Source organism: Hyphomonadaceae bacterium BL14 (assembly GCA_027627705.1).
Classification (GTDB): Bacteria; Pseudomonadota; Alphaproteobacteria; order Caulobacterales; family Maricaulaceae; genus Oceanicaulis.
The window spans coordinates 2,882,394-2,895,070 of the sequence record CP091242.1; the positions used below are offsets into that span (position 1 = coordinate 2,882,394).

A 12,677-nucleotide genomic window follows, 5' to 3' on the forward strand; every position below is an offset into this window, starting at 1 on the left:
CGCCCGCGGGCGCGCACGTCAACTTTGTTCGGACAAATTGGCAGGAGGCATCAGTCGTATTCGGTGCGCCAGCTGAGCGCGACCGATGCGTCACCATCGCCGCGCAGGCGCGACAGGAGCGAGACAGAGCGCGTCAGCGCCCATTCGATCCGCGTGGTCGGACCGCCATCGGACCCGGCGCTTTCCAGCTCCAGATAGACCGTGTCGGTGAGATAGCGTCCGCCGGCCACCACGGTCTGGCCGCCTGAATCGGTGCGCACCCCGAATGTGTCGAGCCCGGCCACGGTGCGCAGCGCCCCCAGAGGGTCGAAAGCCGATCCGCCGGACAATGACGCCAGCGACGCGGCGAGCTGGGCGTATTCCACCGCGCTGAGATTGGCCGCCCCCTCGCCGAACACCAGCCGGGCAGCGATCTCGTCTTCTGGCAGGGCAGGCGTCGAGGCCAGCGAGATGCGCGGATCGCGCGCGGTGCCGCGCACCCGCACCCGCGCCGTGATGTCACGGGCCTGGCGCGCCAGCGAGATATCGAGCTGCGCTGCGCCGGGATCGCCGTTCAGGGTGACGCGCCCCTGTTCGACCTGGAACACCCGGCCCAGCATGTCGGCGCGCCCGCGCTCGGCATTGATCACGCCGCTGACATAGGGGGCGTCCAGCGTGCCGGTGATCTCCAGATTCGTCGACCATTCGGTGTCGAAATTCGGTCCGCGCACGAAGATGCGCGCCGGGGCGCTGACGGCGTAGTTCAGCCGGACCGGTGTGGAGCGGCCCTGAGCGTCGCTTGTCCCGCCCGGCGCGTTGATCTCGGTCACGGTGATGTAGGGGATGGAGGGGCGCGAGGCCTGGGGCGGGCGGATTTCAGCGCGGTCGATGACCGCGCTGCCGGTGATCAGGCCCTCTTCATCCGCAAACTGAAAGCGCACATCGCCCGTACCGATGGCTTCCAGATCCGGGCTGCCGGCCAGGCGGAAGCGGCGGAAATCGACATTGAGATCGGCCTCCAGCGTGCCCAGGCCCTCTGGCCCGATGCGCACCTCGCCCGCGCCGTTCAGCGTGCCGGCATTGCCATCGGTCGCGGTCAGGCGCTCCACGATCAGGCTGGATTCGCTGAAGCGGGCGAGCAGCGAGATCGCTTCCACCGCCAGCCCGGCGCGGCCGTCGCGGAAGACGCCGTCCTCCAGCCCCAGACTGCCCTCAAAGCGTGGCGCGCCCACCGTGCCGGTCAGGTGTGCGGAGAGATTCGCCCCGCCAGAGATCGTCTGGGCGGCGGCCAGGTGGAAAGCGGCCAGCGCCCCGATCTCGCCTTGCACCCGCGCCTCGCCGGACAAAGCCGCGTCAGCGCGCATCACGTCATCAGGTCCGCCTACCGGACCGCTGGCGATCCGGGCATCGGCGCGGGCGCTCAAGCCGACGCCTTCAGCGCTGGCGGTCAGGGCCAGCCCGGTTTCATCGATGACCAGCCGGACCTGCCCGGCGAGCGCCTCGGCGTCGGGCGCTTCGAGCGGGCGCAGGCCGGAGCCTGACAGGGTGGCGTCCGCGCGCCAGACGCCTTCGGTGCGGTTTGCGGTCAGATCGCCGCTGAGCAAGCCGATGACCGGGCTGCGCGCCCGGCGCAGGGACAAGACGCCCGCCGGAACGGACTCCAGACAGGCTGTGAGGACGGGTGCCTGGCCCCCGGTGCCGCGCACATGCAGCGTGCCATTGCCGATGGCCAGCGCCAGACCGAGCGACGCAACCGGGCCGGCCTCCACCTCGATGGGTTCCAGCGTGGCGATGGCGTAGGGGCCGTAACGTCCATCCAGCGTCACGTCTGCGCCCGGCGCGCCGGTCAGGCGCAAGACACCGTCAGACTGCGCATTGAACACAGCGCCATAGGCGCCTTCGGCCTCCAGACGCACGGCGACGGCGTCCAGCGGTCCGTTGAGGGTCAGCAGGAAGCGGTCGAGATAGGCCAGATCCTCGCCGACAATGTCTTCCGCCTCGGCGCGCACGGCGATCATGCCTTCACGCAGCTCGGCCTGCAGCGACATCTCGCCAAATCCGCTGACCGGTGTGACGACGAGGTCGGCGGCGATGTTTTCCGGTCCCACCAGAGCCGTCCCGTCAATACGCACCGCCGCCAGCTGGCCGTTGAGGCGGCTGAGCTGGATGGTTCCGCCGTCGCGGGCGAACTCGGCGGCCACATCCACCGGTCCGCGATCGCTGGCACCGGTGAGGCGTCCGGCACCGGACAGCGCATCCAGCGGACCCGCGGCTTCCACGCGCAGGCGCGCGCCGGTGAGACCCAGCGGACCGGCGCTGAGCGCGCCTGCCGTTGCATCCAGCCGCACATCGAGACCTTCGGGGCCATATTGCGCCTCGAACGCGGCCTCCAGCGCGCCCTCCAGCGTCAGGGCCGCCAGCGGCGAGGAGCCTGACCAGGCGAGGTCTCCGTTGAAGCGCCAGTCCTGGCCCGCCTGCTCGCCGCGCGCCTCCAGCGCAAATTGCGGACCTTCAGCGCTCACCCCGTCAAGATACAGCCCGCCGCCCGCCTCGCGCCGGCCGGACACGGCGGCAGACAAGGGCGCTTCCAGGCGCTCGGCCAGCTCCCCTGCCGGCGTGAAGCCGTCCAGCTGGGCGTCAAAGGTCAGCGCGCCGGCGAAATCGCCCGCCGCGTTCAGGGCGATGGCGCCCTCGCCCTCGATCAGGTCCACCAGCCGGTCGAAGCGGGCCCGGTCTGATTGCGCCGCCACGCGCCAGCGGCGCTCAGGCACCGACACGCTGCCCGATCCGGAGAAGACCCCGGTGGGCAGGCGCGCCACATAGCTGTGCATCTCGATGCTGGTGTCCTCACGCACGAAGGTGAAGTCAGCGGAGATGTGCGGCGCCTGGCCGATCAGGCGGTCCAGCGCATCGACATCGTAGGACGCGCCGCTGACGGCGAGTTCAGTCGTGATGCGCGGTGCATCCAGTCCGCCTTGCGTGGACACCGGACCCCTGACGGTGCCCATTCTTATGCCGCCGGGCAGGGTGACGGCGCGCCCGGCGATCTCACCGGTGAAGACCGGGGTGTCGCCTGACAGGTCCGCCACGCCGTCCAGCATCAGACCCTCGGCCCACACAGCGTCATTGGTGGCGAGCGCCACCAGCGCGCTGCGCGCCTCCAGCTGGATCCGGCCGATGCGCGGCGCGGTCATGGCCACCTCGAGCCGGGCATTGGGTGCCGCGATCAGGGCGGTGAGCCGGCTGATATCGGGTGCGGTGATGCCCTCGCGGCCCAAAGGCGCCTGCGCCTCCACGTTCAGCGTGCCGCCCAGCCACTCGGATATGCGCGCCAGCCGGCTCCAGGCGTCGGGCCGGACCTGACCGGAGGCCTGCGCCACCTGGTTCGCCCAGCTGAGACGCCCGTCCAATGCCAGCTCGCCGCCGATATAGATGCCGGCATCGCCCGACCCGTCGTCCAGCGTGCCGGATGCGGTGATGACGCCTGTGGCACCCCGCGTTTCGGCATCAAGCAGCCGCGATAGCAAGCCGCCCGCCGGCGCGTCGAAACGGGCGTCCAGCGCGACCGTGTCAGACACATCGATCTCGGCCAGAACACGGTCCCCCACGGCGTCGGTGCGCCGCGCGTCCAACGCGCCCAGCCAGCGTCCGCCATCATGGCGAAGATCGCCCGACAGGGCGTAGACGGCGGCCGGTCCGGCGATTCCTTCAGCCACGTGAATGGCGTCAATGCGCGCTTCGCCCACGCGGATGCCGGGCAGGCGGGACAGGTCGAACGGTTCCTCCGGGGGCGGACGTTCGGCGCGCACCGGACGGCGCGACATCGTGACCTCGCGCACGGTGAGCGCATCAATGCGCAGCACATAACGGCGCAGCGCCCAGGGCGACCAGGCGATGGTCACGTCGCGCGCATCGAGCCATACGCCCTCGGCATCGCGCACACGGATGCGGTCGATCCCGAACCCTCCCAGCACATTGCCGCTGATGGCGCCGATCTCCACCTGGCCATAGCCGGCGATCTCGCGTCCGTTGACGGTCTCGCGCACCAGCTCGCGCCCGAACGGGCCGCTGAGCAGCAGCACGCCCGACACGATCACCAACGCCAGGATGACGAGCAGCGTGGTCAGCGCCGCACCAATGCCGATCGCCCAGCCGCGCCAGCGGCGCCGCTGCTTGGGGGCGGGGGAAGATGGTGTCATGTCTGCCATCAGAAAGCCTGCCCGATGGAGATGTAAACCTGTACCCATCCTTCGCCGGAGCGCCGGTCGAGCGGCGTCGCGATGTCAAAGCGCAGCGGGCCGAAACCCGGATAATAGCGCACGCCCAGACCCGCCCCGTAGCGGATGTCGCCCAGGTCCGGGCTGAGCTCCGGCCCGGCCGCGCCGCCATCGATGAAGGCTGTAAAGCCGAGGCGGTCTGACCGGCGCCAACGCGCCTCGGCGCTGAATTCGGCCAGCGACCGTCCGCCGAACACCTCGTCTTCACCGGTATCGGGATTGAAGCGCTGGGGTGATAGCGACTGGAAGTCATAGCCGCGCACCGATCCGCCACCGCCGGCATAGAAGCGCTCGTCGGCCGGAAGCGCGTCCGGCGACGTGCCCAGGACTGCGCCAGCGCGCACACGCGCGGCCAGAACCAGCGTGTCGCTCAGCGGATAATAGGCGCGCAGGCCGCTCTCCACGCGGATATAGCGCGTCTCCTGGCTGCCAATGGACCAGCCCGGCGCGGCAGTGGCGTTCAGATAAATGCCGCGCTGGGGGTCCAGAAGGCTGTCGCGCCCGTCCCAGATGACGCCGGTGGGCAGAGACAAGGTGGTCGCCGACCGGGTGCCCAGCACATCCGTCACCCGCGCGGTCTGCAGCCGTGTTCCGGCGGTGACGCTGAGCCGGTCGGTGATCTGGCGGGCGACGGTTGCAGAGACCCGGAACACGTTCTGATCAAAGGCGTCGGTGCGCTCGGCGAGAAGCTCGGCGCTGAGGGTGAGGTCCTGACCGTAGCGGCGCCAATGCGGCACGGTAAGGCGCGTGATGAAGCCCTGGACCAGCTCGGCGGCCTGACCGCTGATCAGCAGCGTCTCGTCCCCGCGAAACATGTTGCGCCGTGTCCAGCCCGCTTCCGCGCCGGCACCTTCTGATGTGGACCAGCGCACCGCGCCCTCGATGCGGTGGCGCGGTGTGGGATCGGCGCGCACGTCCACCGGGCGCAAGCCGTCTTCATCGTCCGGGGCAAGGCGCACATCGGCCACCGAGACCGATTGCAGCACCTGCAGGCGGCGGCTGTACTCATTGAGCGCGCTGCGGCTGGCCGGATCGCCGATCTCATAGGGGGCCAGGCGTTCAATGAACCCGGGGCGCAGATCGGCCAGACCACCGGCAAATTGCGGTGCGCCCAGGCGGATGAACGGGCCCGGGTGGAAGCGGAAGGCGGCATCGGCGCTCTGGGTGGCGTGATCGACGATTACGTCGTGCTCGCCCTCGCGCGCTTCAAGATATCCGTTTTCGTGGAGCAGCGTCACGACGCGCCCGCGCGCTTCTAAGACGTCTGCTGACACAACTGGATCGCCCACCGCCAGCTTCAGCGCGTCCTGCGCCTCGCCGCCGGGCGCGCCGGGCGCATCGGCGTCCATCCAGTCGATGGCGATCGCGTCGAATACAAAGCGCTGGCCCGGCCGCACCCGCACCACCGCCTGTCCGTCATCGTCCACGCGCGGATCAACAACGGCACCGTAATAGCCCTGGGAATTGAGATAGCGCTCCAGTATGTCGCTGGCTTCGCGTGCGCGGGCCCTTGCGCGCCAAGGCGCGTCGGGTTCACCCGATGAGCGCGCATCCGCTTCGCCCACGGCCCGTGACAGCGCCCGCGCCAGGGCGGCGTCCTCCACACCCTCGATCCGGGCCAGCGGTTCGGCTGCCGCCGCCGGCAGGCCCATCGCAAGGGCTGCCAGCACGGCAATCAGATATCGTGTTGGGCGAAAAATCACGTGGTCAGCACCGGGCGTCTTGTGGCCCCCCGACGCCCACACTAGCGGGCCGGGAGCCTGTGTGCGAGGCGGGGGCAGCGCCGCGTGTGCAAAAACTGTCCCGTCTGGCGTGAAACTGCTGGTCTGGCGTATTGCAGGTATTAGTTTGCACATGGGGCGGTCGCAAAGGCGTTCGCAGGCGGTCAGGACGCAATCATATGTCCACAAACGAAGTTTCGCAGGGTGGACCGGGCCGGGAACTGGCGGGGTGGCTGCAGATCGCAGCCGTCGCGGCCGTGGTTCTGGCCGCTCTCATTGCAACTTTTGCTCTCATGAGCAGTGGCGAGTCCGGCGAGGCCCCGCCGGAGGCGCGCGCCGCTGCGCCGGTGCGGGTCGTCCAGCCCGAAACGGTCAGCCATCGCGTGCAGGTGGCGCTGACGGGCACCGTGACGGCGAGCGCCTTTATCGACATGGCACCGCAAGTGGGCGGGCGCATTATCGCCGTATCGCCCGCCGTGCGCGCGGGCGGGGCGTTCGAGGCCGGTGAAATTCTGTTCGAGATCGACCGGCGCGATTACGAGATTGCCGAAACCCGGGCCCGCGCCAGCATCGCCGATGCACGCAGCGCGCTCAACCAGCTCGACGCCGAAGCCCAGATCGCCCGGCGCGAATGGGAGCGGATGTATCCCGGCCGCGAGATCACCCCGCTGGCCGCCCGCACGCCGCAGCTGGAGGCGGCCCGCGCCCGCCTGCTGGCAGCGGAGGCGGAACTGGCCCAGGCGCGCCTCAATCTGGAGCGTACCCGCGTCAGCTTCCCGTTCGCCGGTGCCGTCACAGAGAGCCGGATCGAGCTCGGCCTGCTGGTGGCCCCGGGCCAGCCCTATGGCCAGGTCTATGCCGCCGAACAGATCGAGCTGGTAGCGCCGGCCTCGCCTGCCGATCTGGCGCGGCTGGACGGTGCTGACGGGCGCGTGGCGCAGATCATGATCGAGGGCCGCGCGGCACCAGTGTCCGGACGTGTCGCCCGGGTCGGCGCGCGGCTGGACCCGCGCACGCGCCTGGTCGATGTATTCATTGCGCCTGAGTCAGGTGCGCTGCCGGACCTGCGCCCCGGCCTGTTCGCAAGGATCACTGTGGACGGCCCGGAACTGAGCAATGTGATGCGCCTGCCGGTCGCAGCGGTGTCGGGCCTCGATACGATTCACCGCGTCAGCGATGGCCGGATCGAGCGCACCCGCATCACGGTGCGCGCGCGCACCGCCGATGAGGTGTTCGCCGCGCCGTTCGATCCCGGTGAGGGCGTCATCGTCTCGCCTGTGCCCGACATCCTTCTGGGCCGGCAAGCGCAGATTGTCGCCGAACCGCCGGAGCGGTCATGAGCGATCCCGGTGACATCCCGCCCTCGCTGATCGAGGACTGGCCGGGCAAGGGCCTGACGGGCTGGTTCGTGCGCAATCCCGTGGCGGCAAACCTGTTCATGGTGCTGTTCCTGCTGGGCGGGGCGCTGACCGCAGCGACGCTTCCCACCGAGGTATTCCCCAGCCTGTCGCCGCGTACGGTGCAGATCGCGGTCATCTATCCCGGTGCCACGCCGGGCGAGGTGGAGGAAAGCGTCACGCGGCGTGTGGAGGAGGCGGTGCGCGGGCTTGACGGGGTGGACCGCGTGCGATCGGTCGCGGCGGAAGGGCGCGGGACCGTCACCGTGATCCTGCGCGATTTTGCCGATGCCCAGGTGGTCAAGACCGATGTGGAGACGGCGGTGAACGGCATAGCCGGTTTTCCGCCGCAGAACGCCGAACAGCCCCAGATCCGGGTGCCTGTGCCCACCACCACAGTGCTGACACTGGCGCTGAGCGGTCCGGTGGGTGAGGCCGCGCTGCGTCGCGCGGGCGAGCAGGCGGAGAACGAATTGCTGGCGCTGGACGGCATCTCCACGGCGCTCCTGCGCGGCGTGCGCGAGTATGAGATCGCCATCGCGGTCAGCGAAGACGCCCTGCGGCGCTTCAATATCAGCTTCTCCGAAGTTGCCGACGCGGTGCGCGCGGGATCGGTGGATCTGTCGGGCGGCGAGATCCGCACCGCGGGCGGCGATATCCTGCTGCGCACCGATGCGCGCCGTGTCACGGGCGAGGCGTTTGGATCCATCATCATCCGTTCGGACGCGTCGGGCGCGCGCGTGCGCCTGAGCGATGTGGCCACGGTGACGGACGGGTTTCGCGAAGACCCGCTGATCTCGCTGCATCAGGGCCGGCCGGCGGTGTTTCTCGACGTGCTCAACCGCCCCGGCGAGGATTTGCTGACCGTGCGCCGGGTGGTGAATGACTGGCTGGAACGGGCAGTGTTGGCGCCGGGCGTGGATGTCACGGTGGTGATCGATCAAAGCGTGATCTTCGCCGACCGCATCGCGCTGATCACCCGCAACGCCATTCTGGGCTTCACCCTGGTCTTCGTGTTCCTGGTGCTGATGCTGGATCTGCGCCTGGCGTTCTGGGTGTCGATGAGCGTGCCCATTGCCTTCCTGGGCGGGTTCGCCGTGTTCGGCGCAGCGGGCGTGACGATGAATTTCATCACCACGTTCGGCCTGATCATCGTGCTCGGCATTGTGGTGGATGCAGCCATTGTGGTGGGTGAGAATACCGACCGCGAGCGGTCCAAGGGCCGGCGGGGCCAGGACGCCGCCATTGCAGGCGTCACCGGCGTTGCTGCGCCGGTTCTGGTGGGCGTGCTGACCACCATCGCTGCCTTCGGCCCGCTGATCTTCACCGGCGGCACATTCGGCGAGATTACCCGGCCCATCCCCATCGTGGTGGTGTCCATTCTGGCGGTATCGCTGATCGCGGCTTTCCTCATTCTGCCATCGCAATTGTCGTCAGGATCGGACTGGTCGCGCGGGCCGCTGGCCCGGCTGCAGGGCGCGGTGCAGCGGCACATGCAGAACTTCGCCGATGGTCCGGTGGCCAGCTGGGCGCTATTCGCGGCGCGCCGGCGCTGGTTGGTCAGCGCTGCGGGCATCGCCATGCTGATTGCGATCATGGCGATCCCGGTGTCGGGTCTGGTGCGCTTTGTTTTCTTCCCGGCCATTGAGTCCGAGCAGATCAGCGCCGACCTGCGGCTGCCCGAAGGCGCGCCGTTCGAGGAAACCCGGATGGCGGCTGAAGCCATGATCGCCGCAGCCGAAGCGATCCAGTCCGAATATGCTGCGCGCGGCGAGCCGGTGATCCGGTCCATCACCGCCACCATTGGCGGGCGCACCAGCCAGTTTGGCGGGCCGGGATCGACGGTGAGCACAAGTGTGGCCAGCAATCTGGCCCAGATCGAACTGGTGCTGGAGCCCGCCTCCAGCCGCTCGATCCGGTCGGGCGAGATCGAGGCGCTGTGGCGCGAGGGTTTCGAGCCGCTGGCAGGGGTCGAGCGCCTGACCGTCATCTCCACCGCCGGGCCTCAGGACGCGGATATCGCCTATGAGATGACCCATCCCGACGATCGGGTGCTGGAGCGTGCCGTGCTGGATCTGGCGGCGTTCATCGGGGCCATCGAAGGCTCGCGCGACATCAATAACGGCTTCGATCTGGGCAAGCGCCAGCTGAACTTCACACTCACCCCTGCCGGTGAGGCCGCGGGGCTGACGCCGGGCGATATTGCGCGCCAGGTCCGCCAGGCCTTCTTTGGCGAGGAGGTGCAGCGCATCCAGCGCGGGCGCGACGAGGTGCGGGTGTTCGTGCGCTATCCGCTGTCGGACCGGCGCGATCTGGCCGGTTTGTCAGACCTGCGCGTGCGCACGCGCGACGGCAGCGCCCTGCCGCTGAGCGCTGCGGCCGAGATCACCGAAACCCGCAGCTATACCCGCATCGAGCGCATAGACGGCCGGCGGATCATCGAGGTGACAGCCAATGTGGACACGTCCGTCATCACACCGGGCGCCGCACGCGAGCAGGTGGAGGCCTATCTGCCGCAACTGGCGGAGCGCTATCCCGGCCTGACCTTCGCACTGGCAGGCGCGGGCCGCGAGCAGGCTGAGGACTTCGCCAGTCTTCTGATCGGGCTGCTGTTTGCGGTGATCATCATGTATGCGCTGCTGGCCACCCAGCTGCGCAGCTATGTCCAGCCCCTGATCATCCTGATCGCCATTCCCTACGGGGTGGCGGGCGCGATCCTGGGACATCTCCTGCTCGGGTTTGACCTGTCGTTTCCGTCAATTTTCGGGATGGTGGCGCTGTCCGGCGTGGTGGTGAACGCGTCCATCGTGCTGATCGACCGGTATAACCGCACCGTGGCCAATGGCGGCGATCCGCGTGAAGCCATCGCCGAAGCCTGCGCGCGGCGTTTCCGCCCGGTGCTGATCACCACGCTGACGACCGCGCTGGGCCTGTTGCCGATCATGTCCGAAACCAGCCCCCAGGCTCAGTTCCTTGTCCCGATGGTGGTCAGCCTGGGTGTGGGGCTGATTTTCGCCTCCATCGCCATTTTGCTCTTGTTGCCGGCTTTTGTGATTGTCGTTGACGATATGCGGGCGCGGCCCGGTGCCGCCCTGTGGTGCCTGGCCGGACTGGTGATTGCGATTGGAGCGCTGATCCTGGGCGGACCGATCGCCGGACTGATCGCCACTGTCATTGTGGCGGCGGCGTATCTCGGCTGGCGCCAGGTGCGGCCGCGCGCGGCCGTTACGTCCTGAGACAGGCCGGGCTCAGACGCGCCGGCCCCACAGATTGCGGATACGTTCGTCAGCTTCGCGGCCCAGATTGAACCAGGCCGTGCGGTCACGCGAGGCGTCGACCACCAGAAGCTTCTCCTCGCGGGCCAGCAGATGGCTCAGCTCATTGCGCAGATGGGAGGCGCTGGATGCGCCACGCAGGATCCAGACGCCCGGCGTGATCGGCTCGACATCGCCGTGGTCTGCCAGTGCAGCTTCGAAACCGGCCGTGCTGGCCTGGGCCAGCTCGGCGACAATGATGAAATTGGCGGTGCGCGCATCGGCAGGTGCCGGGCGCTTTTCGCCCGGGCTGCGCCGGGCTTCATCCAGCCAGGTCTTCAGCTGGGCGATTTCCTGGGCGGATTTGAACCCATCCTCGCGCCGGTCAGACACCGATGAGTGCGCAGCGACGCGCCCCTCGCCGATGAAGGCGCGCATCTGGGCGCCGGTATAGGGGCCGTAGACACGGCCTTCGACTTTAACAAACCAGGACATGATGATTCCGTCGTCGCGCGGCATTGCTTCAACCTCCCGGCCCTCGATCTCTCAGATGGGCCAGCTTCACCTCCATTAGAGGCAAGATTCAGGCCGCTCCTGATATATGGGTGCCATGCGTGACGTCTGCATGCGCCGAGGGCTAGTTTTCAGCTGCCGGTTCGCCAGGAGCCGGCACATCCGGCGGCGGGTCAAACTGCACCGCAAAGCCGTTCTCCAGCCAGCGTGCCACCTGCCCTGTCATGCCGCCGACGCGCACCGTTTCCCCGATGCGCGGGCGCTCCAGACAGGCAAACCCGGCCCCTGTCACGGACACATCAAGGACATCGGCCTGGATCACCACGCCGTCACGCAGATAGACGCTGGCACGTCCCCGTCCGGGTTTGCGCGGCGCTGCGCGGTCTTCCTTGAGGCCGAGCCGCTCCATATTGAAACGCCAGGTGATGGCGTCGGCCAGCCGGTCGCGTTTGCGCTGGGTGACGGACAGGCGGGCGGCGAACCCGGTCTGGCCGGCGCGCACAACCTCGCCCTCGACCCGTCCCAGACCATCAAACAACATGACCACGCGCTCGCCGCGTTGAGGGGGCGTGGTGGTGGTCACGCGTACGCCGCCCGGCGACACGTCGACCAGCTTGCAAACGAACTCGCCCCGGCTGTGACACAGGGCCCGGCCGGGTATCGCCAGACGCACACGGCGATGCCGCCGGCGCTCTTCGGCGCCGCGTGCGGCTATCTTGATCTTGCGCCGGTCCAGCCGGCTGGTGATGTCAGTGATCTGCGCCATGGCACGCCGCTGTGAAACATGGCGGCTAGTCTGGCGCGGCAGGGTTTAAGAATTCGCTATATCAGCCGTCATTGGCCGCCAGCGCACGGCGCGGCGTGGTTTCGCGCGCGGCAAACAGCGACAGGCTCGGGTCGGGCAGACGTGCCGGATGCAGCAGTGCCAGCCGGTGGCGCACCACCGGACGCCCGCCCAGACGGCTGGCGTCCAGCGGCTGATACAGGCCCAGCGCCCGGTCCACCTGGCCTTCGGGACCGCGCAGCGGCAGCAGCGTCACCTCGACCGCGCAGGCGCGGCCATCCAGCGTAATGGCGTCAGCCACGGCGCTTGCGGGTGCGGGCGCGCCCAGCGCGCCCTCGAGCAGGGCGCTCATCATGGGGCGGTCCTGACCGGTCCACAGGCTGAGGAAATTCTGATCGCGAAACTCGCGCTGGTGCAGACGGCACAGACCGGTCCCGGCGAGCCGGAAGACATGGTGGTCCTGATCCATGCGGCGCAACAGGAAGAGGTGCGACAACAACCCGCCCAGATCCTGAGGCGCGATGTCGGCGCGCGCCGGCGCCGAGCCGCCGCGCCGCCGGGCATCCCAATAGGCATGCAGAGTTCTTGAATTGGGATGCCGCACGTACCCGCGTCCTTCTATGATTCCGCTCATCGGCGGCAGGCCCGCTATGAAACGGCGCGGGTGCAACCTTGCGGCCCCGTCTGCAAGCGCCTTGCCAGTCGCGGGCTGTGACGTGATTTCAAGGGTTTTGGCCCTGCCTTACTCCAGA

General features: G+C 68.7%; 7 protein-coding genes. 2 read left to right on the top strand and 5 right to left on the bottom strand.

Annotation, left to right across the window (positions count from 1 at the left end):
- Positions 1-50: 50 nt before the first annotated feature.
- Positions 51-4,178, bottom strand: coding sequence for a translocation/assembly module TamB domain-containing protein (locus tag L2D00_14015; GenBank protein ID WBQ12947.1), 4,128 nt, complete (start codon positions 4,176-4,178; stop codon positions 51-53).
- Between the two features lie 8 nt (positions 4,179-4,186).
- Positions 4,187-5,926: a BamA/TamA family outer membrane protein gene (locus L2D00_14020; protein WBQ12948.1), complete on the bottom strand. Its 1,740-nt coding sequence runs from the start codon at positions 5,924-5,926 to the stop codon at positions 4,187-4,189.
- A 230-nt stretch (positions 5,927-6,156) separates the two neighbouring features.
- Here L2D00_14020 and L2D00_14025 point away from each other — a divergent pair, with 230 nt between their 5' ends.
- The gene (locus L2D00_14025) at positions 6,157-7,317 is read left to right on the top strand and encodes an efflux RND transporter periplasmic adaptor subunit (protein WBQ12949.1); all 1,161 of its coding nucleotides are present in this window, start codon (positions 6,157-6,159) and stop codon (positions 7,315-7,317) included.
- Positions 7,314-10,610, top strand: coding sequence for an efflux RND transporter permease subunit (locus L2D00_14030; GenBank protein WBQ12950.1), 3,297 nt, complete (start codon positions 7,314-7,316; stop codon positions 10,608-10,610). Before L2D00_14025 ends, L2D00_14030 begins: the two co-directional genes overlap by 4 nt.
- Positions 10,611-10,622: 12 nt before the next feature.
- Here the strand turns inward: L2D00_14030 and L2D00_14035 are convergent, their stop codons facing one another.
- The 3 genes from L2D00_14035 to L2D00_14045 all read right to left on the bottom strand — a co-directional run bounded on the left by L2D00_14035 (position 10,623) and on the right by L2D00_14045 (position 12,529).
- Positions 10,623-11,123 (bottom strand): DUF4339 domain-containing protein, encoded by a 501-nt coding sequence (locus tag L2D00_14035; protein ID WBQ12951.1) that lies wholly within the window; start codon positions 11,121-11,123, stop codon positions 10,623-10,625.
- A gap of 142 nt (positions 11,124-11,265) precedes the next feature.
- Entirely contained in the window at positions 11,266-11,907 is a 642-nt protein-coding gene (locus L2D00_14040) for a PilZ domain-containing protein (GenBank protein ID WBQ12952.1), read from the bottom strand.
- 61 nt (positions 11,908-11,968) lie between these two features.
- A complete protein-coding gene (locus L2D00_14045; protein WBQ12953.1) occupies positions 11,969-12,529 on the bottom strand; it encodes a PAS domain-containing protein in 561 nt (186 codons plus the stop codon).
- Positions 12,530-12,677 lie beyond the last annotated feature (148 nt).